Genomic DNA, 25,297 nt, shown 5'->3' with positions numbered 1-25,297 from the left:
CGGATTCGACAAAGCAGACTGGCCGCCATGCGGCCTTCAAACCGCGCAGGAGTTTCTCATGACCGATCATATCCAGAAGGCCGGCATCGCGGTCGATCCCGCCCTGGCGTCTTTCCTAGAAGATCAGGTGCTCGCGCCCCTGGGCAAGGACGCGGACGCGTTCTGGCAGGGCTTCACCTCGCTTCTCGAGCGGTTCGCCCCGCGCAACCGCGAATTGCTCGCCACCCGCGATGAGATGCAGGCCAAGATCGACGACTGGCATCGCGAGCGCCGCGGCAAGCCGCACGATGCCGATGCCTATCGGCGGTTCCTAGAAGAGATCGGCTATCTCGTCCCCGAGCCGGGCGATTTCACGATCCGGACCGAGAACGTCGATCCCGAAATCGCCACAATGGCCGGGCCGCAGCTGGTGGTGCCGATCCTCAACGCGCGCTTCCTCCTCAATGCCGCCAATGCGCGCTGGGGTAGCCTTTACGATGCGTTCTACGGCACCGATGCGCTGGATGCGCCGGCCGCACGCCCTGGCGGCTACGACGAAGAGCGCGGCGCGGCGGTGATCGCGGCGGCGAAGCGGTTCCTCGACGAGACCCTGCCGCTGGCCAAGGGAAGCTGGGCCGACCTGTCCGGCGATCCGGTGCTTGCCGATCCTTCGCTTTATATCGGCGAGACGGAGAAGGGCCTGCTCTATCGCCAGAACGGCCTGCACATAGAAGTGCAGCGCGATGCGAGCAGCCCCATCGGCAAGAGCGATCCGGCGGGGATCAGCGATGTCGTGCTGGTAGCGGCCATCACCACAATCGCCGACCTCGAAGATTCGGTCGCGGCGGTCGATGCCGAGGACAAGCTGGCGGCCTATGCCAACTGGCTGGGCATCATTCGCGGCGATTTGTCCGAAACCTTCGAAAAGGGCGGCAGCCGGATGACGCGCGCCCTGGCGGACGACAAGATCTATACCGATACCGATGGCAAGCAGCAGAGCCTGCCCGGACGCAGTCTGATGTTCGTGCGCAATGTCGGGCATTTGATGACCAACCCGGCGATGCAATTCGACGGGCGGGAAATCCCCGAAGGCATCATGGATGCCGTCGTCACGGGCGCCATCGGGGCGCATGACGTGGCGGGGCTGGGCCGCTATCGCAACAGCCGCTGCGGCAGCATCTATATCGTCAAGCCCAAGCAGCACGGGCCGGAGGAATGCGCCTTCACCAACGATCTGTTCGACGCAGTGGAGGATCTGATGGGCCTCCCGCGCCATACCATGAAGGTGGGCGTGATGGACGAGGAACGCCGCACCAGCGCCAACCTCGCCGCCTGCATCCATGCGGTGAAAGACCGCATCGTCTTCATCAACACCGGCTTCCTCGACCGGACGGGGGACGAAATCCACACCTCGATGCTGGCGGGGCCGATGCAGCGGAAAGGCGCGATGAAGGCATCGTCATGGCTTACCGCTTACGAGGCGCGCAATGTCGCCATCGGGCTCAAGCACGGCCTTTCCGGAAAGGCGCAGATCGGCAAGGGCATGTGGGCCGCCCCCGACAAGATGGCCGACATGATGGAACAGAAGATCGGCCATCTGGAAGCGGGTGCCAACACCGCCTGGGTGCCGAGCCCGACCGCCGCCACGCTCCACGCCATCCACTATCACCGCAAGGATGTGTTCGCGGTGCAGCAGGCGCTGGGCGAGGCGCCGGGGCTGGAGCCGCTGCTGACCATTCCCCTGGCGGACGGCACGAACTGGTCGCAGGACGAGATCCGCGACGAACTGGACAACAACGCGCAAGGCCTGCTGGGCTATGTCGTGCGCTGGATCGATCAGGGCGTCGGCTGTTCCAAGGTGCCCGACATCCACGATGTCGGCCTGATGGAAGACCGCGCCACGCTGCGGATCTCCAGCCAGCATATCGCCAACTGGCTGCATCATGACGTGGTGAGCGAGGAGCAGGTGATGGATAGCCTGCGCCGCATGGCCGCCAAGGTTGACGACCAGAACAACGGCGATCCGTTCTACGAGCCATTGACCCAGAACGAGGACGGCCCCGCGTTCAGCGCGGCCAGGGACCTCATATTCAAGGGTGTGGAACAGCCGAGCGGCTATACCGAACCGCTGCTCCACGCTTGGCGGCAGAAGAAGAAGGCGAACTAGGCAAGGGCGGGGCGAGCGACCGCCCGAGCGGTCGCAACGCCCTCAGCCGGAGCCGGGGTAGGGCGAATCCTTCAGGAGGCTGGCCAGATGCGCTGCATTCGCAGCGACCATGCTTGCGGTTTCATCCACCTTGTCGGGGCGTTTCTTTAGCTCCTTGAAATCCGTGCTGCCCATCGCTTCACCCACCCAGTAGCAGGCGGCGACTGCCGGGATGGTCCAGCCGGTGTCGTTGAGCGACTGGAACAGCTGCGAGGCGCTCCAGTGCGCGCCGTCCTCGTTCCCCACGATCGCGGCGACCACCACCTTGCCGGAACTGGGCATGCGCCCCTTGTCGTCCGTTTCCGACAGGAAGGCGTCCATGCGCTCCAGCACGCGTTTCGCGATCGATCCGATCTGGCCCATCCAGATCGGGCCGCCGAATATCAGAATATCGTGATTGAGGATTTTGGTGCGGAGCTTGGGCCAGTCGTCGCCTTCGCCTTCATCGGAGGTGACGCCGGGCAGGACATTGTAATCCGCGATCCGCAGCGTCTCGGTGATCGATACATCGTGCTCGGCGAATTTTTCGTCCAGAACTGCGATCATCGCATCGGTTGAACTGGCTTCGTCCGAACTGTTCTTGAGCGAACAATTGATGGCTATGGCTTTGACGGGCATTGGATTAGTCTCCTCTGCCTACTTAAAGCGTCGGCGGGGCGATCGTTTCCGGGCGCTGCCCTGGTTGTGCTCCTGATCCGCAGCTTCCAAGTCTGACCATTGCCGAAGGGCTCGGCTTGCGCGGGTGGCGGCCTTAGCTGCCGAGAGCCCGCGCCAGAGAAACGAATTCCTCCACGCCCAGCGTTTCGGCCCGCCGCTGCGCGTCTATTCCGATCGCCTCCAGCGCCCCCAGCGCTCCCGGCACACCCTTGAGGCTCTGCCGCAGCATCTTGCGGCGCTGGCCGAACGCGGCTGCGGTCAGGCGTTCGAGCAAGCGGGCCGAGACGCCGTCGGGCATGGCGCCGAGTTCGACGTGGACGATGGCGCTCATGACCTTGGGGGGCGGGGTGAAGGCGCTGCGATGCACCTTCATGGCCATCTGCGCCATACTGCGCCACTGGGCCAGCACCGCCAGCCGCCCGAATGCGGAACCGCCCGGTTGCGCGACGATGCGCTGGGCCACCTCCTGCTGGAACATCAGCGTGAGGCTGGTCCACTGCGGCGGCCACGCCTCGCCGCCGAGCCAGCGCGTGAAAAGAGCGGTGCCGACATTGTAGGGAAGATTGGAAAGCACGGCGTAGGGTTCGCCCATCAGCGCATCGTGATCGAGCTTGAGCGCATCCCCCTCTATCACACGCAACTGACCGGGAAACGCTGCTTCCAGTTCGGCCAGCGCGGGAAGGCAGCGGCGGTCCATCTCGATTGCGGTCACCCGGGCGCCAGCGCGCAACAACGCGCGCGTCAGCCCGCCGGGGCCGGGGCCGACTTCCAGCACCGCCTTGCCCGAAAGGTCCCCCGGGATCGACGCGATCCGCGCGAGCAGTTGTTCGTCGAGAAGGAAATTCTGACCCAGCGATTTGGAAGCGGCGAGGCCGTGCCGCGCGATGATCTCGCGCAGAGGCGGCAGGTCAGCCATCGGCGGAAGCCCGCCGCGCGGCGCAGTCCGCCGCCATACGCAGTGCGGCGATCGTTGCGCCGGGATTGGCGATGCCCTGGCCCGCGATGGCGAATGCGGTGCCGTGGTCGGGACTGGTGCGGATGATGGGCATGCCAAGGGTCACGTTGACGCCCTCGTCGAAATCCAGTGCCTTGACCGGGATCAGGGCCTGATCGTGATACATGGCCAGCGCCACATCGTAGGTTTCGCGGGCACGGGCGGCAAACAGCGCGTCGGCGGGATGCGGCCCGGTCGCGTCGATCCCCTCGGCCTTCAGCGCCTGGATCGCGGGTACGATGACCGCCGCTTCTTCGCGCCCCATGCGTCCGTCCTCGCCCGCATGCGGATTGAGCCCGCAGATGGCGAGGCGCGGCGCAGCAATGCCGAAATCGCGCCGCAGCGCCTCGGCCACGATCCTGCCCTTGTGAAGAATGGTCTCGGTGGTGAGGATCCGCGGCACTTCGGCCAGCGCGCAGTGCACGGTAAGGGGCACGGCACGCAGCGACGGTCCGGCCAGCATCATGACCGCATCGCGCGTGGCGCGCTCGCAGGCCGCGGCAATGAATTCGGTCTGGCCGGGATGAATGAAACCCACACTGGCAAGCCGGCTCTTCGAGACGGGCATGGTCACCAGCGCGCTTGCCGCGCCCGAAAGAGCGAGGTCGGCGGCTTTCTCGAGCGAGTGCAACGCCAGGCTCGCGCCCTCCTCGTTCGGTGCCCCGGGCGAATGGGGGGCGTCACGGTCGCCCAGCACCGGCAGAGCCTTGTCGAACACGGATGTCGCTTCTGCGAAATCCGCCACGCGAGCAATTTCGATCGAGAGCCCGCGACTTCGCGCCGCACCCGCAAGCACGCTCGCCCCGCCAACGACCGCGAAGGGCGCCAGGCCAAGCGAGCCGCGCTGGCTCCAGATTTCGGCGATCAACTCCGGGCCGATGCCGGCGGGATCGCCAATCGAAACTGCGATGGGGGCGGGTGCCGGGTTCAATTGTACTCGATATAGGCGTCGTTGCGCAGATCGCGCAGATAACGCTGCGCGCGCTTGTCGATACGCTCGTTCTCGAGCTGGGTCATCATCCGCTCGAAGCTCGGCTTGGCGCCCTCCTGCGGGTCGTCACGGCCGCACAGCATCAGCACGCGCACGCTGTTCTCGTCGGACCGGAACGGCGGCGTTGCCTGTCCGACCTGCATGTTGAGCACGATCTGCTGAAGCTGCTCGGGCAGGGAGCGAGCGGTGACCTGATCGTTGCTGACGACCGTGGCGCCGAAACGTGCGGCAGCCGCTTCGGCATCGCCGCAGCCCTTGATCGCCTTAACCTCCTGCGAAAATTTCTCGAACTGGCTGCGCGCGACATTGGCATCTGTGCCCGGAGCGAACTCGAGCGAAATCTGCTTGAGCGAGAGGACCGCATCGCGCGGATCGGCAGTGAGGACCTGACGCTTGTCGATCAGATAAAGGATTTCCCATCCGCCCGGAATGGCGAAGGGCCCCACGAGCTGGCCCTGTTGCATGGACCGGGCCACCTCCGCCATTTCGGCGGGCAAGGTCTCGAGCCGCACCCAGCCGAGATCGCCGCCCACGGCAGCGGTAGATGCTTCGGAATACTGCCTGGCAAAAGCCACGAAGCTGGCACCCTGGCCCAGCTGTTCGGCAATGGCGCGTGCGTTCTGCTGGACCGCAGCCGAGTTTTCGGGCGTGGCGGAGAGGAAGATCTCCCCGATCCGGTATTCCTCTGTCCCGCGGGATGCTTCCATCCGCGCCAGCACTTCGTTCACTTCCTCGTTGGACACGTTGACGAACGGCTGGACATTGCGCCGTAGAACCATCTGCCAGGCGATTTCGCCCCGAATCTGTCGCTTGAGCGAGGCGGGGGACGAGCCGACGCTCTTGAGGTAAGCCTCCATGCGGGCGAGCGCATCGGGCGCGCTCTGGAAATTGCGCGCGGCGACCTCGGCATATCGCTGCTGGACCATCTGATCGTCGACCGGAAGATCCTGCACCTTCGCCGCCTGAATCTGAAGCGTTTCGTCGATGAGATTGCGCAGCACCTGGGCGCGCAACTGCTGTTCCTGTTCTTCGGAGAATTGCTGGCCTTCGTTGGCCGCTTCGAACAGGGCCATGCGCTGATCGATATCGGTTCCGGTGATGACCTGGCCATTGACCACCGCGGTTGCGGTGCGGGTATTGGGGTCGCTTTTCGCCAGGAGCGCGACATTGGCGGGAAGCCCCAGCTGGTTCTGCCCCTCGGCAGCGGTTGCTTCCGTATCCTGAGCGGCAACGGCAATCGGGGCCAGCGCCATGCCTGTGGCGGCGGCGAGAGATAACAGTGTCGAAACCTTCTTGGGCGTCACGTTCAAAGTCCAATTACCTGTAATGCGTCATCGGTGGATGCCCGCGGGCGGCTTAACCGTTGCTGATTGGGCGCGGCGGATAGCGTGTTTGCCGTCCGCTGCCAATTGCCGGTGGCGACCGTCTACCGGAAGCCCAGGTTACGCAGGGCGAAATAAACCTGAAAACTGTTCCCGCGCCGGGCATCGCCGGTTTCGATGTAATCGCGGCGCCATGTGAGCCCTAGCTCAAGACATTCGTCCCGATAGGCCACGCCGAGGCGTGTCCGGATCGGCTGGAAACCGTTGCTGGTGAAATTGGGATCTTCCTGGGCATCGGTGAGATTGAACTCACCCGATCCGAAAACGGACCAGTAATTGGCGAAACCGACACGGGCCGCCGCGCGAAGCTCTTCCCGATCTGCCAAATCCTCCAGCTTGATAATGTCGCGGTTCAGCCGCAGATAGCCGACCTCGAAATAGGTCTTGCGGCTGCCGACGGTTGCGTCGACCTCGTTACGCCGGATGGCCAGACTATCCTTGTCCAGCCGATAGCGGTGGGTGAACCGCACCAGATTGCGCAGTTTGATCTGCGTGCGGCCGACGATGTCCGAAACATCGGTGAAGGTGCCCGTGCCATCGATCAGAAGATCGGTGCTGCCCGAAATCCGGTAAGACTGTCCGATGGTGGCTTGCACTTCCCACCCCGGGCGGAAGAGCTGCCAATCGAGCCCATAGGTGATGCGCGTGCCGTCCTCGATGCGATCGTAACCGGGAAATCGGTTGAGAGCGAAAAGATTCGTGTCCTCGAGGTCGAAAGCGCGCGAATCCTCGTTGGGTACCCGGAGGTTGCGGATCGGCGGTGCGGCCACGATCTGGACGCGCGGCGTCAGTATCTGCGTCCCGCCGAATGCCGCCCCCACGAGCGGCCAGCTGATATCAATGGCGCCCAGCGCGAATGCGCGCCCCTGCCACCCTGGCTCTCCGGCATAGAACGCATTTGTCGTCGCGACGTTATCGCTGGAATGGTAGAGATCGCCGCGCGCCAGCGCCGAGAATTCCAGCACCTGACCCCAGCCGGTCACGCGGTGCAGGTTCCATTCCGCGCTGGCGATGCCACGCTGAACATCGCGTCCATCGGGCCGGAACAGCGCCAGGGTGTTTGCCTGAAGTTCCAGAGTGCCGCCGATAGGGGCATCGAACCGCCGTCGGTAATCGATCGCCGGCAGCGCGATCGGGATGCGGTCCTGATCTGCGAAGGGCCTGAGCGTCTGCGTGTACCATCCCGCCGCGGAGAAATAGGAATTGTCGTCTATCCGCTCCACGTTGACGGTCGAGCGAAGGCGATCTTCGTAGCTGATGTCGTAGCGGCGAAGGAACGTGCGGTCGCTGGCGAGCCTGACCGAATGGGCGAGCGACCAGTTTGGGTCGAGTTGGAAGCGACCGTTGGTGAAGAGATAGCCACGCACGTCCCGTTCCGTGGCGATACGATCGGTGGGATCGGGGGTGCGCTTGCTTGCCGTGAGGTAAGCCGTGATCTGATAGGCGCCCGCATCCGTCAGGTGGCGCCATTGCCCGTCGAGCATCGGGGGTGCTTCGGTAAACACCGTGGCCGTGGCTATCAGGTCCTGATTGGGTGCTGGCCGCCAGTAATAGCCCTGGGAGATTTCGACGCCGTTATTCTGCGTAACTTCTATATTGGGGATTACGAACCCACTCTGCGCGCCGCCCGTGGTACTGATCGAAAGGCGTGGCAGAGGGAGAAGGCGCGCGCCGAAAATCTCGAGATAAGCGCCGCGAAATCGGACGGTTTCCGAACTCGGATCGTAGGTCACCTGGTCTGCGGTTATGCGCCAAGTCGGGTCTTTCGGGCAGCCTTGCGCTGTCTCCACTGGACAGGCGGAATAGGCTGCGCGGGTCAATTCGATTTCCCCGTTCTCCCCGCGGCTGCCCGATGCTGCGGCCAGCCGCCCGCCCTGCCGCAGCGCGATCAGCAGGTCTTCCATCGCGCCGGCTTCGAACTCGTCCGTTAATTCGACACGATCGGTGAACAGCTGGTTGCCGCTCTCGTCGACGAAGCGGACCCGGCCCGATGCTTCGATCTGGCCGGTGCTCCTGTTGTAAGTGACGGTATCGGAACGGACGGACCGATCACCGTTGCGCAGTACCACATTGCCGGTCGCAGTCAGGATCTCTCCGTTCTCGTTGTAACTGATCTGGTCGGCTTCGAAGGCCACTTGCCGATCGCCCTGGGCATTGGTTTCCGGGGCGGGCGGAGGGACGGGCGCGTCCTCCAGCGGTCGCTGATCGAGCTGCTGCGCCCGAATCGCCATGGGCGCGTTCAGCGCGCACAGCGCAACCGATGCGGCAAGCAGCACGCGCGAACGAGGAACGAGGAGCGCTTTCACGCGGCGCGGCTGCATCGCTTGCCTATCGCACTTGCCATCCCTAATCGCAATCGGCTCCACGGCCCTTATTGACCCTCTTGCGGGAGTACCCATGAAGATCGAATTCTCTCCAACCCGGCCCGCAGGGCTGCGGCTCATTGCGCACATCGTCGACAAGGGCAAGCACCCCGATGGACTCGAACGCACTTTGGCGGAGGGCGCGAGCGAGGCGCGCTTCGAAGGCCGCGCCGGGCAGCTGTTCGATAGCTTCGTCGAAAGGGACGGTTCGGTGGTGCGGATTGCCCTGGCGGGAGCGGGGGAGCGTTCTTCGGACAAGCGGCAGCAGGGGCTCGAGCGGGCCGGCGCGGCGCTGGCAGCCAAGTTCATGTCCGCCGGGGTCGAGACCATCGGTCTCGACGCATCGGGGCTCTCTGCGGAAGAGCTGGTCTCTGTCCTGCTGGGGTTGCGGTTGCGCAGCTGGCGCTGGGATGTTCACCGCACCACGATGAAAGAGGACCAGAAGGTCCACCTGAAGACGGTCACGGTCTTCAACGCCGCCGAGGGCGGAACGAGCGCATGGGAAAACGGCGCTGCGCTTGCCGCGGGAATCGAATTTACCCGCGAACTGGTCAGCGAACCGGCCAACGTCATCTATCCCGAGAGCTTCGTTGCCCGCGTACGCGAGCGGTTCGAAGGCATGGGGGCGGAGATCACCGTCCTCGACGAGGCTGCGATGCACGAGCTTGGCATGGGATCGCTGTTGGGGGTCGGCCAGGGCTCGCGCCGCGAATCGCGATTGCTGGCGATTCGCTGGAATGGCGGCACGCCGGGCGATGCGCCGACGGCCTTCGTGGGCAAGGGGGTGACCTTCGACACCGGAGGCATATCCATCAAAGCCGGCCCGGGCATGGAAGACATGAAGTGGGATATGGGCGGCGGCGGCGCCGTGGCGGGCGCAATGCTCGCTCTGGTGGGACGCAAGGCGAAGGCCAACATCGTCGGCGTGATCGGCCTGGTCGAAAACATGCCCGACGGGGATGCGATCAGACCGGGCGACATCCTCACGAGCATGTCGGGCAAGACGATCGAAGTGCTCAACACCGATGCCGAGGGGCGGCTGGTCCTGGCCGATGCTCTGCATTGGGTTCAGGTGACGCATAAACCCGCACGGATCGTCGATTTCGCCACGCTGACCGGTGCGATGATCGTCGCGTTGGGGAACGAGCACGCCGGGCTCTTCTCCAACGACAATACGCTGGCCGGACAACTCACGAAGGCGGGCGAGGAAAGCGGCGATGCTCTGTGGCGCTTTCCGCTGTCGGCTGCCTATGATCGGCTCATCGACAGCCCGATTGCCGACATGAAAAACATCGGCGGCAAGGGCGCCGGCTCTATCACCGCGGCCCAGTTCCTGCAGCGATTCATCATGGACAAGACGCCTTGGGCCCATTGCGACATCGCCGGAATGGTCTGGGCCGACAAGCCGGGGCAGACCTGGGGCAAGGGTGCCACCGGATATGGCGTCCGCCTGATGGACCGCTTCATCGCCGATACGGTCGAATAGGAAATGCGGGGCGGCACGGGAAAGATGGTGCGGAAGGGCGATCTTCCCACCAAGACCTGTGCCGCATGCTGCCTAGCTTTCACCTGGCGCAAGAAATGGGCGCGCGACTGGGATCAGGTGAAATTCTGTTCCGACCGGTGCCGGTCGGCGCGGAATGGAGCCTGAGGGCCGATGCAGGTAGATTTCTACCAGCTCAGCTGCGATCCGGTGGAGCATGTCGCTGCGCTGCTGGCGGACAAGGCGCTGGCATCCGGCGCGCGTGTCCTGATCGTGAGCGGCGCGCCCGACCGGCGTGACGCGATTTCAAGGTCGCTATGGTCGAGGGAGGGTGCGTTCTTGGCCCACGGGGGCCCCGAAACGCGCGAAGCGAGCCGCCAGCCTATCGTTCTCGGGAGCGAATGCGTGAACCCCAACGGCGCCGGGATGGTGATTCTGGCGGATGGTCTCTGGCATGAGGATGCTCGCCGTTTCGATCGGGCCTTTCTGCTCTTTGACGAGGAAAGGACCCAAGAGGCGCGCACGCTGTGGAGCGAACTTTCGACCGGAGAGGACAGTTTGCGGATTTTCAAGCAGCGTTCCGATGGTGCCTGGCGGGAAGGGCGCTGAACCAGCCTCTCGCGCGTTGATAAAGCATGCGCGCTGCAATCCCCCCGCTTCTTCTCACTCTCGCATGCCTCGGCTGCGAACGCGCTGAGCCCGAGGCACCCGATGAGCAGACAGAGCCACCGGGCAGCTATGTTGCAGACCCGGAAAGCGGAACCATCCATGCGCGGATCGGTGAGGGTGAGAGCGCAGTGCAATTGCGCTCCGGATCGGAGGAGCCGGTCAGTCTGCCGCCGGGCTTCACGCTGTTTCCCGGCGCGAGAGTGGTTCAGAACAATACGGTTGAGGGCGCTGGCGCGGTGCGCAGCCTTATCGTGCAGACGAGCCCGCAGCCCCTTGCCGAAGTCATGCTGTTCTATCGCCAGCAGGCAAGCGCAGCCGGTATTGCCACGACATTGGATATCATGGGCGACGGGCAGGCCAGTCTGGGCGGCGTCGGGCGGTCGCTGGAATTCGCCGTGTCGGCGCGCAGGGTCGGGTATGCGACCCGGATCGAGCTTTCGATAGGCCCCACGAGTCAGCTTGCCAGTTCACCTCCCGAAGACTAGGGAGCCGCGGCTTTTTCCAAACGCAAAATCAACTCAATGGAGCTTCCCATGGCGGTTACCCGCACCTTTTCGATCATCAAGCCCGATGCAACCCGCCGCAACCTGACCGGTGCCGTGACCAAGATGCTGGAAGATGCCGGCCTTCGCGTCATCGCGTCCAAGCGCATCAAGATGAGCCGCGAGCAGGCCGAGGGCTTCTACGCCGTTCACAAGGAACGCCCCTTTTACGGCGAACTCTGTGACTTCATGACGAGCGGCCCGGTGGTCGTGCAGGTTCTCGAAGGCGAAGATGCGGTGAAGCGCAATCGCGACGTCATGGGCGCGACCAACCCGGCCGATGCCGCCGATGGCACGATCCGCAAGACTTACGCTGAAAGCATCGAGGCCAATTCGGTTCACGGTTCCGATTCGGAAGAAAATGCCGCGACCGAGATCGCGTTCTTCTTCGAGGACAGCGAAATCGTCGGCTGATCCAGGGCTCAAGCCCTTGTCACGAAAATAGTATTGCGTGGTGCGAGACCGTGCTAGTCTCGCACCATGATCTTGGGTCGGTCTCGGCGCGAAAAGGCGTTGGTCGAGCGGTTTGTCGCTGCGTTCAACGCGCGTGACGTTGGGGTCATCGAATTGCTGATGACCGAAGATTTTCTGTACATCGACAGTTGGCGCGAGGGCGTGCGAGGTCGCAACATCGTGATCGACGCGCTTCGCAAACTGCTGGAGGTCGACCCGGAATTCCGGATCGCCGTCGAAACCATGAACTGGCGCAGGCCGCACATGATGATGACCGGCCTCGTGCATAGCAGCCATTGGGGCCGCGGACGGCGTGCCGTTTGGCAGATCACCGTTCGCGACATGTTGATAAGCGAATATCAATCGTGGGCGGAAGGCGGGCCGCCGCCGCTTTCGCGCGTGCTGGCGCCCGCCAAGGTTGAGGACTTGTCCGCCACGGCGCCTGCTCAACCGCCAACGGACGTCACCGGCTAGCGACCGTGTAAATCGCCCTCGCTTCCTTCCGGGGGCCTGATCGTGTATGGAGACCGTATGGGGTCATTCTTCCCGACGCGCTCCCGCGCAACGTCCCATTCCGAGAGGGTGAGAATCGTCAAAGCTTTTCGAGCGGACGATCAAGGAGCGGGACCTGGAGGCGATTGCCCTACTCCTCACAGACGGTGACCGCATTGGATACCGTATCCGCCACCATTGATGGGCGCGACGCTTTTATCGAGGCTCTGAAGAAATTTTTCAGCGATCGCCCGTGCATGCGGCCGGACTTTCAGAGCTTCGTGTCGCAAAATGGCGGCTTGCTCGTGTCGGGTTACGTGCTTTGTCCGGATGAAGCGATGCGACTGCCAAGCCTGTGGCGCTTCGAATTCGAAGGGCCGCTCATCGCAATGATCCATTCGTTTCGTGAGGACAACAGCCTGTCGCTTCCAGGCATGCATGCGCGGCGCGCATCGGCTTTGCCTAAAACGAATCCGCCGCATCAATAAGGCGCGTCAGCCGCGCGGGAGCCACCGCCCGCCAGCTTCGTTGGAGCCAATCGGAAACAAGGTCCCAATCCGTATCCGCGCGGTTGAGGATGATACCGATCCATCCGCTCGCCCCGTAATAGGCGGGTTTGTGATAAATGTGGGGCTGCGCTTCCACCAGATTTTCGAGTTCGTCCATGCTGCCGCACTTCACCAGCAGGCTGATGTACGGCGTGCCGTGGTGCCGATCCGAGAAATAGGCGAAGAACTTTCCCGATTTTTCCGTTCCGACACGAAATCCCGCCGAACCATGACTTTCGCGCTCGTAAGTTTCGGGCAGGTCGAGCGCCAGATTGCGTATCCTTCGCAAGAGAAAGCGGGGATCGCTTCCGCGTGCGACATAAGACGCCAGCACGCGAGGATAGAGTTGATGTTCCGCCGCCAGCACGCGGGCCGCGAGTGACTGCGGGGTATCGGTCGGCGTGATCGCCACCTCCACCTGACCCAGCAACTCCCCGCCATCCAGCACATCGGTCACCAGATGTACCGAGGTGCCGGCGTGGCTGTCGCCTGCCGCGATGGCGCGCGCATGGGTGTCCAGGCCGGGATATTTGGGCAGCAGAGAAGGATGGATGTTGAGCATGCGCGCTTCCCACCGCTTCACCATGTCAGGCGACAGAATGCGCATGTAGCCGGCAAGCGCGATGAAGTTCGCCCCGGCCGACAGAACGGCCTGGTCCATCGCTGCGTCGTGTTCCGCGCGGCCCATGCCTCGGTGGGACAATGAGAATGTCGCCACGCCCTCGGCGCGTGCGAGATCGAGGCCGGGCGACTGCGGATTGTTGCTTGCGACGAGCACGATCCGGTAGGGGCAGTCGGGCATTTTGCTGGCATACAGTAGCGCGGCCATGTTCGAGCCGGTGCCCGAAATGAACACCGCGACGCGCGCACGATCAGCCATCGTGTTCGGCGGTCCAGCTTTCCATCGCGGACCACGTTCCCCTGCTGCCCTTAACGGTGCAGCCCTTCGGACCATCCTCGATATGACCGATAGTCAGGACAGTTTCGCCGGCATCCGAAAGCTCGGCAGTCACGGCGGCGGCATCGTCCCTGCTCACCACCAGCACCATTCCGATTCCGCAATTGAACGTGCGGGCCATTTCTGCAGGTTCGATATGGCCTTGCGCCTGAAGGAAGGCCATCAGGCGGGGCTGTTCCCAGTTGTCCGCATCGACCACCGCGCGAGCGCCTTCGGGCAGAACGCGGGGGATGTTCTCCACCAGCCCGCCGCCGGTAATATGGGCGAGTGCGGCAATCCTGCCGCCATGAATGCTGGGGAGCAGGCTTTTGACGTAGATGCGCGTTGGTTCGATCAGAGCATCGATGAGGAGGCGCTCGTTGTCGAAAGGGGCTGGCCGGTCGAGTTTCCAGCCCTTGTCCGCCGCCAGTTTGCGGACGAGCGAATAGCCGTTTGAATGTACGCCTGAACTAGCCAATCCAAGCAGCACCATGCCGGGCCGCACCCGGTCGCCCGTCAATTGCTCGCCGCGCTCTACCGCGCCCACGCAAAAGCCGGCGAGATCGTAGTCCCCGGGGGCATACATTCCCGGCATCTCTGCTGTTTCACCGCCAATGAGGGCGCAACCCGCCTGGCGGCAGCCATCGGCTATTCCCGCCACCACCCGTTCAGCAACACCGGTGTCCAGCTTGCCCGTGGCAAAATAATCCAGGAAAAAGAGCGGTTCGGCCCCCTGTACGATGAGATCGTTGACGCACATCGCGACGAGATCGATCCCTACGGTATCATGCCTGCCGCTGTCGATCGCCAGTTTGAGCTTGGTGCCCACCCCGTCGTTGGCCGCGACCAGAAGCGGATCGGTATAGCCAGCCGCCTTCGGGTCGAAGAACCCGCCGAAGCCGCCGATCTCCGCATCGGCTCCGGGGCGGCGCGTGCTTCGGACCAGGGATCCGATCGCCTTCACCAGCGCATTGCCGGCATCGATTGAAACGCCCGCATCGGCGTAGGTATAAGACGGCGTGTTGCTTTTCTCTGCCATAACGCCACCCGCCTTACGCATTCGCGCTTGGTTTTCCAGACGCCTTTCGGCAAAAGGCCGCCTCATCCCCATGCGGACGCTCTCCCTTTCCTCCTTGAACCTGTCCTGCCGGCAGTTCGCCCTGGTCGCGGTTGGCACCGTGGCGGCCCTGCTCGTGGCCATCGCAGCGATCGGTCAGATCGCCGGCGAACGCGGAATTGCGCCCGTTGCCGCATCGCGCGACATCACCGTGTCCGGTGTCGAAGTGGACGTGAAGGGCGACAATGAGGAAGAGGCACGTGAGGCTGGATGGAAGGAAGCCACTCGCAAGGCCTGGGAGAAGATCAAGGGACCCAAACTGTCCGATTCGCAGCTCGCAGGACTGGTATCTGCCATTGTGATCGAGAGCGAGCAGCTCGGCCCGAAGCGCTATGTGGCGCGGCTCGGCGTGGTATTCGACCGGACGCGGGCCAGCGGCTATCTCGGCGCGGGCGGCGAAGTGGCGCGATCGGCGCCCTTGTTGCTGATACCCATCACCTACACCGGCGGTGTCGCCACGGTTTTCGAGCGGCGCAATCCCTGGCAGCGCGCCTGGGCTGAATTTCAGCCGGGAGGAAGCCGTATCGACTATGTGCGGCCGGTTGGCTCCGGGGCCGATTCGCTGCTGATAACGGCGGGCCAGGCAGGGCGGCGGAGCCGGCTGTGGTGGCGCACCGTGCTGGACCGCTTCGGCGCATCCGATGTGCTGATGGCGGTCGTCCGTCTCGAATACGCCTATCCGGGCGGACCGGTAACCGGGCATTTCACGGCGCGTCACGGGCCCGATTCTGAATGGCTGGGCGAGTTCACGCTTCGCGCACCAAATTCCGATGCTCTGCCCGCGATGCTCTCTCAGGCGGTGGAGCGATTCGATGCGCTCTACACACGCGCGCTGAATGCCGGCGTCTTGAGCCCGGATCCGACCCTCAACATCGAGATTCCCGAGCTGTCGCCGGAAGTGCAGGCTCTCATCGCTCAGGGGCGCGCCGCTGCGGCCGAGCGGGCTGCCGAGGCGAGGCAGGCGGAAGCCGCGCGTAATGCGGCGCAAGCGTCACCCACTCCCTCACCGACGCCCGGCGCAGGTACGCCCACTGCCTCCCCTGCCGCGATCGGAACCTTTACGGTCCAGTTCCCGACACCCGATCCCGCTTCGGTCGATGCCGCCCTGGCGGCGGTTCGCGGTGCGGACGGGGTCCGGGGCGCGGCCACCAGCAGTCTTGCCCTGGGGGGGACATCGGTGATGCGCGTCACCTTCGCGGGCTCTCAGGCCGAGTTGGTGCAGGCCTTGCGGGCGCGCGGGTTCACCGTGCGCGAGGCGGGCGGCGGTCTCGCTATCAGCCGTTAGTGATGTCGCAGATCGCGCTGCCGCTTGCGACGGGCGGGGGCGGGCCCGTCCGCATCGTGGTGGGCAAATCCAATGCCCGCGCGGTGGAGGCGCTTGCCAACCCCGCAAGCTGGCCGTTTCATGCCGCGTTGTTGGTTGGGCCGGAAGGTTCGGGCAAATCGCTGCTGGCTGGCTGGTTCTCCGCAGAGGGCCGGGGAGATGTCCTGGACGACGCTCCCGCCATCCCTGAAGCAGACATATTCCATGCCTGGAACCGCGCACAGGAGGGCGGGCGTGCCCTGCTTCTGACCGCGCGCCCCGGCTGGCAGATTGCCTTGCCCGATCTCGCGTCGCGCCTTGCCGGGTCGCTCCAACTGGAAATTCATGCGCCGGACGATGCAATGATCGCAGATCTGCTCGCCGCCCATGCGGAGCGCCGCGGGCTCGCCCTGGGCGATGCCGCCTTCTCCTATCTGACGCCGCGCATCGAAAGAAGCCATGCGGCGGCGGAGGCGGTGGTCGCTGCGATCGACAGGATTTCCCTTGAACGTCAGGCGCCGCCCACCATGTCAATCTGGCGCGACGCGCTGGAGGCGGTGCAGGGGCCGGAGCAGCGGCGCTTGCTTTGACCGCCGGTTAGTGGGAGGCTGCGGCCCTGAAGATGTTGGACCGATTGACCGCTTACCTGGACAGTATACGCGCGCGCGATCCCGCGCCCCGTTCGCGCTGGGAAATCATGACCTACCCGGGCGTTTGGGCGCTGGCCTACCACCGGGTGGCGCATTGGCTGTTCGGTGCGGAGCTGTTCCTTCTGGCGCGGCTGGTCAACCATTTCGCCCGCTTTCTGACCGGGATCGACATCCATCCCGGTGCCAGGATCGGGCGCAACTTCTTCATCGACCACGGCTTCACGGTAATTGGAGAGACCGCAGAGATCGGCGATAACGTCACGATCTATCAGTGCGTGACCCTGGGTGGCACCAACCCGACCAACGGCAAGGGCGGCAAGCGTCACCCGACCATCAGCGACAACGTGATTATCGGCTCGGGCGCTCAGGTAATCGGTCCGATCGTGGTGGGTGAACGCGCGCGGATCGGTGCCAATGCCGTGGTGACCGACGATGTCCCCGAAGGTGCCACCATGATCGGCTTCAAGGCGCGCAGCACGCTGGTTCCAGTGGAAACCTACATGCGCGAGTTCATGCCCTATGGCACCCCCTGCAACGAGCCGTGCGAACCAGACATGAGCCGGGTGGAGGCGCTGGAGAAGCAGCTTACACTCCTTGGCGAGGAACTTGCGGCGCTTCGCGAAACGACGAGCGCGCGTGAGACTGCTGATTCGCCGCGAAGCGGCAAGCGCGCTTGACCGGGCCGACCGGCCCCGGTGCGGCGGTCGTCCCGTTCCCGGGCGGTTTCGCTCGCTCGGTCCCCGGGCAGGTGGGCTTCACCCGCGAAGAGCTGACGCGAATTCTGGACCTCTACGGTCGGATGGTGGCAGCGGGGGAATGGCGCGATTATGCCATGGATTTCACCACCGATCACGCTGTCTTCGCGGCTTTTCGCCGGGCGGCGGAACGCCCGCAGGCGCGAGTAGAGAAGCGACCGGCGATGCGAAACCGGCAGGGCATGTGGACGCTCGTCGGGGAACACGGACAGGTCCTCAAGCGTGGTCACGAACTGGCCGGCGTGCTGGCGCCGATAGAACGTCGCCTCGTTAAGGCGGTTGACACCTGACCGCATTATGAGACCATCAGGTACGGTAATTCCGCCTTCATTCCTTTCTGCAAGAACTCCGGTATGAACCGCAAGGCACCCAATGGCTGGCTCAACCAGGCTCTCGGCAGGGACGAGGCGCGGACGCGCGAACTGCGCCGCATCGATCCCTACGATATACTGGGATGGAGCGCACTCGTTGCCACGCTTCTCAATATCGTGGTCAGCGCGGTGCTGCCCACCTTCATGTTCGATGCGCTGATCACGATTTCATTCGTGTGCGGGATACTCTCGATCCTGAACCGCGGGAGCTTACCGGGAAAAATTGCCCTAGGTGTCATGCTTCTGCACGCAGCGGCGATGCATTTCCTTCGGCTTTTCTAGCCTTCAGTTTGCGGCTGAAATCGCCCTTGGCGAGCGGCCAATAGATTTTCTGATCAAAATACACCGGGTCGTTCCCCGCAACTGACGGGGAATCGAACCCGGTGCCTTATTCGCTGAAAACGGCTCAGCCGCGCGTGCTGTTGGGACCGGTTCCGGTCACCTTCTGCATGGCGGTCAGGATGTTGCCGCTCTGCTCGCTGCCCGATTGCGGGGCCTTGAGATTTGAGAATTCGCCGATCTTGTCCCAATTGGCGGCAAATCCTTCGACGGTCCGCTCTTCGTCCTTGAGCCACACCGCATCGTTCATGACGGTCCACGACGAATGGAAGCCGCCTGCACCCGCACCAACGATGGCATTGGTCGGCGCATCCTCGCTCACGAGGAAAAGCGCGGCAGGAACCACGTTCACGGGATCGAAAAGCTTGAAGGCCTCCTCGGGGAAAAGGTCTTCCGTCATGCGCGTCCCCGCGACCGGCGCGATGGTGTTGACCTTGATATTGTATTTCGCCCCTTCGAGCTGAAGCGTCTTGGTCAGACCGGCGAGTCCCAGCTTGGCGGCACCGTAGTTCGCCTGGCCGAAATTGCCGAACAGGCCGGTGGAAGATGCCGTCATCAGCAGGCGGCCATAGGCTTGTTCGCGCATGGTCTCCCATACGGCCTTGGAAACATTGGCCGATCCGTTGAGATGGACGTCCACGACGAAGCGAAAATCGTCCATCGTCATCTTGGCGAACGTCTTGTCACGCAGGACGCCCGCATTGTTGATGACGATGTGTACGCCGCCCCACTTCTGCTTGGCGTCGGCGACCATCTTTTCCATCTGCTCGAATTCGGTGACGCTGCCGCCATTGGACATTGCTTCGCCGCCGGTCTGTTCGATTTCCTCGACCACCTTCAGCGCCATGTCGGAATGGCCGGTGCCATCGCGCGATCCACCCAAATCGTTGACGACGACCTTGGCACCGCGCTTGGCCAGTTCGAGCGCGTATTCGCGGCCCAACCCGCCACCGGCGCCGGTGACGATGGCAACCTTGTCTTTGAAGTCGATGGTCATGGGTTTTCTCTCCGTGAAAGGTTTACGTGAAGGTCAACTTGCGCGTGCGTCGGTGGCACTATCGCCGCTGCGTTGCAACCGCCCTGCGAAAGCGCGGGCGTGCCGTAGCGGCGGCCTGTTACCAGCTTTCGAGCAGCGTGACGAACTGGGCCATCGAATCGATCACCGCATCACCGCCGAGTTCCTGCGCTGGCTTGTCGCAATAACCGTAGCCAGCGACCACCACCGGAATTCCCGCCGCTTTCGCCGCCATGACGTCGTAGCTGCTGTCGCCGATGTAGATCATTCTTCCGCCGCCCAGCCGGTTTCGCGACTCGATCAGGGGATCGGGGGCGGGTTTCGAGCGGCCTTTGCCCAGCGTATCGCCACCGAGCAGCGTATCGAAGCAGTCGATCATTCGAAGCTGCGTCAGCACATCGCGGGCAAAACTTTCGAACTTGTTGGTGATGAGGGCGAGCTTGACGCCGCGCGCCCTGAGATCGGCCAGGGTTTCCACCGCATCGGGATACGGCGCGCTGTGGACCGCGCAATTTTGACCGTAGAACGCAAGCATCTCTTTGTAGATCTTGCGGAACTCCGGATCGGGCAGACCGCCCTGTTCCGTCACTGCCTTGGCGAGCATGGCCTTGGCACCGCCGCCGATCAGATCCTTGGCATGATCGGGCGGGACCAGTTTGAAACCGCCCAGAGACAGCGCATGGTTTACCGCCTCCGCAAGGTCCCGATGGGTATCGAGCAATGTGCCATCGAGGTCGAAGCCGACGATATCGAAAGGAAAATTCGCCATATGCCCCGCGCCATGCCCGCGGCCGCTTCAAACGGCAAGCGAACGGTGGCAAGGGGCTGGCATGACCAAGCCAACTCGTGAACTCGCCGCCGTCGTCCTCGCTGCGGGGAAGGGCACGCGTATGAAAAGCGCGCTGCACAAGGTGCTGCATCCCGTCGCCGGTCGGCCGATGCTGGACCATCTTCTTGCCAGTCTCGACCAGCTATCGCCCGGCAAGACCGTGCTCGTGGTGGGGCACGGGCGTGACCAGATCGAGGCTGCGGCGGGCCACCGGGCGGCCATCGCCGTGCAGGAACCGCAGCACGGCACGGGTCACGCGGTTCAGCAGGCGCGGCATGCGTTGGCAGAGTTCGATGGCGACGTGCTGATCCTTTATGGTGATGTGCCGTTTGTGCGGAGTGAGACGCTGGAGGCCATGCTGGGGCGCCTTAATGACGATGACGCACCGGCCGTCGTCGTGCTGGGGTTTCGACCCGAGGATGCGGGTCATTACGGCCGCGTCATAGCCGACGAGTCCGGGCGGATTGCGAAAATGGTCGAATTCAAGGATGCGACGGACGAAGAGCGCGCATGCACCTTGTGCAATTCGGGACTGATGGCAGTTCGCTCGAAGGATCTGTTCGCTCTTCTGGAGAAGGTCGGCAACGACAACGCGCAGGGCGAGTACTATCTTGTCGACATCGTGAATGTCGCGCGCGACGAAGGGCGCGAAAGCGCGGTGGTGGTAACGGACAGTCCCGGCGAGGTCACCGGCATCAACAGCCGCGCGGAACTCGCGGCGGCGGAGGAGCAATGGCAACGGTTGCGCCGGAATGAAGCCATGACGGACGGGGTCACCCTTCGCGCGCCGGAAACGGTGTTCTTCAGCTATGATACGGTGTTGGGGAAGGATGTGACGGTGGAACCCAATGTCGTCTTCGGCCCAGGGGTGAAGGTACACGATAACGTCCGCGTCAAGTCGTTCAGCCATCTGGAGGGTTGCGAACTGCATGAGGGTGCACAGGTCGGACCCTTCGCGCGCCTACGGCCCGGAGCCGTTTTGGAGAAGGACGCCTTTGTCGGCAATTTCGTGGAAGTGAAGAAGGCGGTGCTGGGCGAAGGTGCCAAAGCCAGCCATTTGACCTATCTCGGCGATGCCGAAGTGGGCGCGGGCGCGAATATCGGGGCGGGCACCATAACCTGCAATTACGATGGCTATTTCAAGCACAAGACCACGATCGGGGCGGGCGCGTTCATCGGATCCAACAGTGCCCTGATTGCGCCAGTGACCATTGGGGCTGATGCGATCGTGGCCGCGGGCAGCGCGGTCAGCCGCGACGTCGCCCCTGGCGAATTGCGCATGGTGCGCGCCGAACAGCTGGTCAAACCGGGCTGGGCCGACAGGTTTCATGACGTCATGAAAGCGAGAAAAGCGGAAAAATCGCGCTGATTGCAGAAGCCCCTGCGCCCTGCTGGCTATGCGCTCGTGCCCTGGGTGCGCGGGTGCAATGGCATCACACCGTCCCGAAAACGAAGGGTGGGCGCACGACAGTGCCCGTGCACCCGATCTGCCATCGCACCATCCATACCAACTTCACCAACGCGCAGCTTGCGCGGATGGCAGGGGATCGCAACCGCCTCTTGGAGCACGGTGAGATCGCGCGCTTCGTGGCGTGGATCGGGGATAAGCCACCCGATTTTCACGCGCCGACACGCAGCGCCGGACGGTCACGCTGATGGGCGCTTCAGGACCGCGCGTACCGCAGCAAGGCCAATAAGGGCCGCGAGCGTGTCGGCAGCAAGGTCGAGCCAGTCACTGTCCCGATGAAGCGCGGGAATGGCCTGTACCAGTTCGATGAGCGCCCCGAAGGCCGTGAGCGCAATGAACAGATAACCCAGCGGCACCTTGCGGTAACCGGCCGCCGCGAGGCCCCCCAACACGGCAAAGGCGAGCATATGCTGGATCTTGTCCGACAGTTGTCCGGGCAGGGTCGGGGGATGGGGCAGGACTGCCATGACGAACGCGAAAAGACCCGCGGCGAACAACGCGAGGCGGGCCCCTTTTTCGACGGATTTGGATATGGAGGGCAAAGATCGGGGACGTTCGGTCATCGACGGTCCGTTAAGATATTTGTTGCATAGTTGCATCAGGCTTTCGTGTTATCAGAGTGATAACAAGGGTTCTTTTATAAAGAAATTGATATCCAGGCGTCTAAATTTGGAACCCATGGTGTTGTGACGTGTTCAATTCTCGAAGGATATTGTAAGACACCCTTATGAAAATTCCCGTGTCCAAAACGGGTCGCAGGATGGGTCTGATCGGGTTGAGCGGCGTTACCATCGCCGCAGCGGTCTTTGGCCTTGTCTTCACGACCGGCGGAACCTCTGGCTTCTCGGCCAAGGCGGCGGGATCATCCGTGCTTTCTGCAATTGCTGAACGTTCCCCCGGGTTGAGGATTGGCGGGGTTGCGCTCAAGTCCAAGAAGCGCCGGGTCGCATTGTCGCCCGCTAGCGAAGCACCACCTATCACGGGCGTTGCTATCCCTGACGTGCCTATAGCCTCCGTATTGGGTGCTTCTTCCGACGAAGGGCTGCCTGTGATCGGCGCCGTATCACCGCAAGGGGGACCGGACATGTTCCCGCGCGATTTTTCTCCCGGTAATGCCGGTTCTTCGGGTTTACCCGGCGTTGCTACCGGTGGTGGTAATGCATCTTCCCCTGGCCCCGGTTTTCCGGGCATCGGCATTCCCGGAGTGGGAGGCGGCGGCGGCGGCGGAATAATCCTGCCGCAGCCCACTCCCTCCGACTCCCCCACTCCGGAGCCCACCGGATTTGTCCCGCCGACGCCTGGACCAACGTCCGAACCAACGCCGGAGCCCACGCGCGAGCCTACCCCCGGACCCACTGTGGAACCTACTCCAGGCCCAACCGGCACGCCGGGCCTCCCTGGTCCGCCCCCTGCCGGTCCCATTCCGGAGCCGGCAACCTGGCTGATGCTGATCGCCGGGTTTGGCGTGATCGGATCACGTATGCGTCAGGGCCGCCGAATTGCAGCACTCGCCTGAACCATTTGGGCTTAGGATCTCGAGAAGTTTTCTCACCATCGCCCTGATCGGGGCCGTGGCGTTTCTTGCATGGTTTACGTGGAATGGTCGAATAACCCCGGCTTCCTCGGAGCGGATGACGCATGTCGTTGTTTCTACCAATGATTTTCCTGGAGCAAGCAAGCAAAGGGCTTTCCTGACTGCGAAAGACAGCGTGACCGCTGCGCAACGCGGTTTGCTGCCGACGAATACGAAATCGGTCATCGATACGAACGGACAGCTGGGTTTCGGAGACTGGTTTTGGGACGAACAGGGGGTGCCGCCGGGGCCGCTCGCCATCCGCGTCGATCTCGAGCGACAACTTGTATCGGTATTTCGCGGACCGCATGAGATCGGTACCGCGGTGATAGTTTATGGAATCAAGGGCAAGGAAACCCCGCGGGGGAGACTGCCGATTCGCGGCAAGACGCGCGACTACCATTCCATCACCTACGATGCGCCGATGCCGTATTCCCTATGGCTTAGAGAGGATGGAGTAGCGCTCCATGGCAGTTCCGTCGCGATGGGTAAGGCGACCAATGGTTGCATCGGTGTACCGGTCGATTTCGCCGAAAAGGTCTTCGATGCTGCGCAGCCCGGCGACATCGTCGAAGTCCTTGGCAAGTCGGATCAAGCCTGATTCGGCCTCTCTTTACCAGAGAACGTATGCAGTCGCTGCCGGTACGGCCCACCCTACCAGTGCCAGTCCCGTAATGGTCAGGGCGCGGACGCCAATTGGCAGTTTGGCTTCTTTGTCGTTCGCAGCTTCCGCAGATTCGGTGGCCCAGTAGGTTTCCAGCTTCGCGCGCGCCTCTTCGTGCGTGATCGTCTGGGCCGGGGTTTCGAGTGCTTGCGGTTCGGAGCGGAGCAGCGCAGCACTCAAATTAGCCTTGGTAAGCGGCTGTGAGAAGCGACACCCGAAGAGAGCGTCGTCGGCCCATACCACTTCGGCGCGGCACGTGGCCCCGCCGGGCAGTTCCACCTCGATCGATTCGCCCACGGTGACGGGCGCATCCGCCTCAACGAGCATTCCGGTCTTCGACAGATTGTGCACCTGGATGCCGCCTGCACCCGATGGCGTGGCGATCTGCGCTTGAAGCCGCAGGACGCGGCGATCCGAAATCCGCTGCTCGGCGCTGTCGGCGAAGCTGGCGGTGAGGGCATGGCTAAGCATGACGGGCATTATGCCCCGTTAACCCTCACCGCTATCTCAATCGATCTGGTTAACGGCGATGAAACTTTCACTGCCGCCCGGTCACAAATCAGCTCTCTACGTGCTCCGCGAGCACGGTCAGGCCTTGTTCGCTGACCTGGGCGAAGCCGCCCCGCACGGCTATGGTTTCCGGAGAACCGCCTTCGGTCTTGAAGACCTGAACATCACCATCGCGGATGGTAGACATGAAGGGCGCGTGGCCCTCCAGTACGCCGAACTCGCCCTCCGCCCCGGGGACGACCACCATCTGGACGTCCTCGGACCGGACCAGCTTCTCTGGCGTAACGAGTTCGAAGTGGAGAGCCATCTGTCTTACGCCTCTTCGGCCAGCTTCTTGGCCTTTTCGACCGCCTGATCGATGCCGCCGACCATGTAGAAGGCGGCTTCCGGCAGATGGTCGTATTCGCCATCGACTACCGCCTTGAAAGACTTCACCGTGTCTTCCAGCTGCACAAACACGCCCGGGATGTTGGTGAACACCTCGGCCACGTGGAAGGGCTGGCTGAGGAAGCGCTGGATCTTGCGTGCGCGGGCGACCGTGAGCTTATCTTCTTCGGACAGTTCATCCATGCCGAGGATGGCGATGATGTCCTGCAGGCTCTTGTACTTCTGAAGAGTTTCCTGGACGCGGCGGGCAGTGTTGTAGTGTTCTTCTCCCACGACGCGCGGTTCGAGTACGCGGCTGGTGGAGTCGAGCGGGTCGACTGCAGGATAGATGCCCAGCTCGGAGATGGCGCGCGACAGTGTGGTCGTCGCGTCCAAGTGAGCGAAGGAGGCGGCGGGGGCAGGGTCGGTCAAGTCGTCTGCGGGGACGTAGATCGCCTGCACCGAGGTGATGGACCCCTTGGTGGTGGAAGTGATGCGTTCCTGGAGGTTGCCCATGTCGGTGGCGAGAGTCGGCTGATAGCCCACGGCCGAAGGAATGCGGCCGAGCAGAGCCGACACTTCCGAACCCGCCTGCGTGAAGCGGAAGATGTTGTCGACGAAGAACAGCACGTCCTGCCCTT

Annotated in this window: 29 protein-coding genes and 1 pseudogene; 17 read left to right on the top strand and 13 right to left on the bottom strand. The window is 63.3% G+C overall.

Translation table 11 applies throughout. From position 1 onward, the window contains the following. Nucleotides 1–58 precede the first annotated feature (58 nt). Complete coding sequence (locus tag ACFDTG_RS08700; RefSeq protein WP_375290635.1) at nt 59–2,146, top strand: malate synthase G; 2,088 nt, start codon at nt 59–61, stop codon at nt 2,144–2,146. A 42-nt stretch (nt 2,147–2,188) separates the two neighbouring features. On the opposite strand, the gene ACFDTG_RS08695 is transcribed toward ACFDTG_RS08700, so the two are convergent. From ACFDTG_RS08695 to ACFDTG_RS08675, 5 genes are all read right to left on the bottom strand, one after another. Next, nucleotides 2,189–2,803, bottom strand: coding sequence for a flavodoxin family protein (locus ACFDTG_RS08695; protein ID WP_375290634.1), 615 nt, complete (start codon nt 2,801–2,803; stop codon nt 2,189–2,191). Between the two features lie 133 nt (nt 2,804–2,936). Further along, nucleotides 2,937–3,758, bottom strand: coding sequence for a 16S rRNA (adenine(1518)-N(6)/adenine(1519)-N(6))-dimethyltransferase RsmA (rsmA, locus tag ACFDTG_RS08690; protein ID WP_375290633.1), 822 nt, complete (start codon nt 3,756–3,758; stop codon nt 2,937–2,939). After that, complete coding sequence (gene pdxA, locus ACFDTG_RS08685) at nt 3,751–4,767, bottom strand: 4-hydroxythreonine-4-phosphate dehydrogenase PdxA (protein WP_375290632.1); 1,017 nt, start codon at nt 4,765–4,767, stop codon at nt 3,751–3,753. Before pdxA ends, rsmA begins: the two co-directional genes overlap by 8 nt. After that, nucleotides 4,764–6,080, bottom strand: coding sequence for a peptidylprolyl isomerase (locus tag ACFDTG_RS08680; protein WP_375290643.1), 1,317 nt, complete (start codon nt 6,078–6,080; stop codon nt 4,764–4,766). The genes pdxA and ACFDTG_RS08680 overlap by 4 nt, the downstream gene beginning before the upstream one ends. 173 nt (nt 6,081–6,253) lie before the next feature. After that, a complete protein-coding gene (locus ACFDTG_RS08675; protein WP_375290631.1) occupies nt 6,254–8,530 on the bottom strand; it encodes an LPS-assembly protein LptD in 2,277 nt (758 codons plus the stop codon). Between the two features lie 76 nt (nt 8,531–8,606). On the opposite strand from ACFDTG_RS08675, the gene ACFDTG_RS08670 reads away from it, so the two are divergent. The 7 genes from ACFDTG_RS08670 (at nt 8,607) to ACFDTG_RS08640 (ending at nt 12,699) form a co-directional block, all read left to right on the top strand. After that, complete coding sequence (locus ACFDTG_RS08670; protein ID WP_375290630.1) at nt 8,607–10,058, top strand: leucyl aminopeptidase; 1,452 nt, start codon at nt 8,607–8,609, stop codon at nt 10,056–10,058. A gap of 24 nt (nt 10,059–10,082) precedes the next feature. Then, a complete protein-coding gene (locus ACFDTG_RS08665; RefSeq protein ID WP_375290642.1) occupies nt 10,083–10,223 on the top strand; it encodes a DUF2256 domain-containing protein in 141 nt (46 codons plus the stop codon). 6 nt (nt 10,224–10,229) lie between these two features. Continuing rightward, complete coding sequence (locus ACFDTG_RS08660) at nt 10,230–10,664, top strand: DNA polymerase III subunit chi (protein WP_375290629.1); 435 nt, start codon at nt 10,230–10,232, stop codon at nt 10,662–10,664. Nucleotides 10,665–10,690: 26 nt separating this feature from the next. After that, a complete protein-coding gene (locus ACFDTG_RS08655) occupies nt 10,691–11,209 on the top strand; it encodes a hypothetical protein (protein WP_375290628.1) in 519 nt (172 codons plus the stop codon). A 48-nt stretch (nt 11,210–11,257) separates the two neighbouring features. Next, nucleotides 11,258–11,680, top strand: a complete 423-nt coding sequence (gene ndk / locus ACFDTG_RS08650; protein ID WP_375290627.1) for a nucleoside-diphosphate kinase — start codon at nt 11,258–11,260, stop codon at nt 11,678–11,680. 66 nt (nt 11,681–11,746) lie between these two features. After that, nucleotides 11,747–12,193 carry a nuclear transport factor 2 family protein gene (locus ACFDTG_RS08645; RefSeq protein WP_375290626.1) on the top strand — a complete coding sequence of 149 codons (447 nt, stop codon included), beginning with the start codon at nt 11,747–11,749 and terminating at the stop codon, nt 12,191–12,193. A 185-nt stretch (nt 12,194–12,378) separates the two neighbouring features. Then, complete coding sequence (locus tag ACFDTG_RS08640) at nt 12,379–12,699, top strand: hypothetical protein (protein ID WP_375290625.1); 321 nt, start codon at nt 12,379–12,381, stop codon at nt 12,697–12,699. Here ACFDTG_RS08640 and purN read toward each other — a convergent pair. Beyond that, nucleotides 12,674–13,639, bottom strand: coding sequence for a phosphoribosylglycinamide formyltransferase (gene purN, locus ACFDTG_RS08635; protein ID WP_375290624.1), 966 nt, complete (start codon nt 13,637–13,639; stop codon nt 12,674–12,676). The genes ACFDTG_RS08640 and purN overlap by 26 nt on opposite strands. After that, nucleotides 13,632–14,735 (bottom strand): phosphoribosylformylglycinamidine cyclo-ligase, encoded by a 1,104-nt coding sequence (gene purM, locus ACFDTG_RS08630; protein WP_375290623.1) that lies wholly within the window; start codon nt 14,733–14,735, stop codon nt 13,632–13,634. The genes purN and purM overlap by 8 nt, the downstream gene beginning before the upstream one ends. A 70-nt stretch (nt 14,736–14,805) precedes the next feature. Between purM and ACFDTG_RS08625 the strand changes: the two genes are divergently transcribed. The 5 genes from ACFDTG_RS08625 to ACFDTG_RS08605 all read left to right on the top strand — a co-directional run bounded on the left by ACFDTG_RS08625 (nt 14,806) and on the right by ACFDTG_RS08605 (nt 18,174). After that, nucleotides 14,806–16,098, top strand: coding sequence for a heavy-metal-associated domain-containing protein (locus tag ACFDTG_RS08625; RefSeq protein ID WP_375290622.1), 1,293 nt, complete (start codon nt 14,806–14,808; stop codon nt 16,096–16,098). A gap of 2 nt (nt 16,099–16,100) precedes the next feature. Next, complete coding sequence (locus ACFDTG_RS08620; protein WP_375290641.1) at nt 16,101–16,706, top strand: ATPase; 606 nt, start codon at nt 16,101–16,103, stop codon at nt 16,704–16,706. Between the two features lie 32 nt (nt 16,707–16,738). Then, nucleotides 16,739–17,443, top strand: a complete 705-nt coding sequence (epsC, locus tag ACFDTG_RS08615; RefSeq protein WP_375290621.1) for a serine O-acetyltransferase EpsC — start codon at nt 16,739–16,741, stop codon at nt 17,441–17,443. Continuing rightward, the gene (locus ACFDTG_RS08610) at nt 17,440–17,811 is read left to right on the top strand and encodes a DUF2794 domain-containing protein (protein ID WP_375290620.1); all 372 of its coding nucleotides are present in this window, start codon (nt 17,440–17,442) and stop codon (nt 17,809–17,811) included. The genes epsC and ACFDTG_RS08610 overlap by 4 nt, the downstream gene beginning before the upstream one ends. A 63-nt stretch (nt 17,812–17,874) precedes the next feature. Beyond that, nucleotides 17,875–18,174: a hypothetical protein gene (locus ACFDTG_RS08605; protein ID WP_375290619.1), complete on the top strand. Its 300-nt coding sequence runs from the start codon at nt 17,875–17,877 to the stop codon at nt 18,172–18,174. Nucleotides 18,175–18,298: 124 nt separating this feature from the next. Here ACFDTG_RS08605 and ACFDTG_RS08600 read toward each other — a convergent pair whose 3' ends face one another. Both ACFDTG_RS08600 and ACFDTG_RS08595 read right to left on the bottom strand, forming a co-directional pair. After that, entirely contained in the window at nt 18,299–19,228 is a 930-nt protein-coding gene (locus ACFDTG_RS08600) for an SDR family NAD(P)-dependent oxidoreductase (protein WP_375290618.1), read from the bottom strand. A 118-nt stretch (nt 19,229–19,346) separates the two neighbouring features. After that, nucleotides 19,347–20,015: an HAD-IA family hydrolase gene (locus ACFDTG_RS08595; protein ID WP_375290617.1), complete on the bottom strand. Its 669-nt coding sequence runs from the start codon at nt 20,013–20,015 to the stop codon at nt 19,347–19,349. 61 nt (nt 20,016–20,076) lie between these two features. On the opposite strand from ACFDTG_RS08595, the gene glmU reads away from it, so the two are divergent. Together glmU and ACFDTG_RS08585 are read left to right on the top strand one after the other, a co-directional pair. Then, entirely contained in the window at nt 20,077–21,444 is a 1,368-nt protein-coding gene (glmU, locus tag ACFDTG_RS08590) for a bifunctional UDP-N-acetylglucosamine diphosphorylase/glucosamine-1-phosphate N-acetyltransferase GlmU (protein ID WP_375290616.1), read from the top strand. Further along, the gene (locus ACFDTG_RS08585) at nt 21,435–21,731 is read left to right on the top strand and encodes an HNH endonuclease (protein ID WP_375290640.1); all 297 of its coding nucleotides are present in this window, start codon (nt 21,435–21,437) and stop codon (nt 21,729–21,731) included. The genes glmU and ACFDTG_RS08585 overlap by 10 nt, the downstream gene beginning before the upstream one ends. On the opposite strand, the gene ACFDTG_RS08580 is transcribed toward ACFDTG_RS08585, so the two are convergent. After that, nucleotides 21,723–22,106: a hypothetical protein gene (locus tag ACFDTG_RS08580; protein WP_375290615.1), complete on the bottom strand. Its 384-nt coding sequence runs from the start codon at nt 22,104–22,106 to the stop codon at nt 21,723–21,725. The genes ACFDTG_RS08585 and ACFDTG_RS08580 overlap by 9 nt on opposite strands. A 164-nt stretch (nt 22,107–22,270) precedes the next feature. Here ACFDTG_RS08580 and ACFDTG_RS08575 point away from each other — a divergent pair, with 164 nt between their 5' ends. Together ACFDTG_RS08575 and ACFDTG_RS08570 are read left to right on the top strand one after the other, a co-directional pair. After that, the gene (locus ACFDTG_RS08575) at nt 22,271–23,059 is read left to right on the top strand and encodes a PEPxxWA-CTERM sorting domain-containing protein (RefSeq protein ID WP_375290614.1); all 789 of its coding nucleotides are present in this window, start codon (nt 22,271–22,273) and stop codon (nt 23,057–23,059) included. A gap of 55 nt (nt 23,060–23,114) precedes the next feature. After that, a complete protein-coding gene (locus ACFDTG_RS08570; protein WP_375290613.1) occupies nt 23,115–23,717 on the top strand; it encodes a L,D-transpeptidase family protein in 603 nt (200 codons plus the stop codon). Nucleotides 23,718–23,729: 12 nt separating this feature from the next. Here the strand turns inward: ACFDTG_RS08570 and ACFDTG_RS08565 are convergent, their stop codons facing one another. The 3 genes and pseudogenes from ACFDTG_RS08565 to ACFDTG_RS08555 form a co-directional block, all read right to left on the bottom strand. Next, nucleotides 23,730–24,260, bottom strand: coding sequence for a PilZ domain-containing protein (locus ACFDTG_RS08565; RefSeq protein ID WP_375290612.1), 531 nt, complete (start codon nt 24,258–24,260; stop codon nt 23,730–23,732). Nucleotides 24,261–24,339: 79 nt separating this feature from the next. Next, a complete protein-coding gene (locus ACFDTG_RS08560; RefSeq protein WP_375290611.1) occupies nt 24,340–24,597 on the bottom strand; it encodes an ATP synthase F1 subunit epsilon in 258 nt (85 codons plus the stop codon). Between the two features lie 5 nt (nt 24,598–24,602). Further along, nucleotides 24,603–25,297, bottom strand: a pseudogene (locus ACFDTG_RS08555) (F0F1 ATP synthase subunit beta); the annotation flags it as partial.

Source organism: Qipengyuania sp. (genome assembly GCF_042095715.1).
GTDB lineage: Bacteria > Pseudomonadota > Alphaproteobacteria > Sphingomonadales > Sphingomonadaceae > Qipengyuania.
This window is presented reverse-complemented; position numbering and strand designations above follow the sequence as displayed.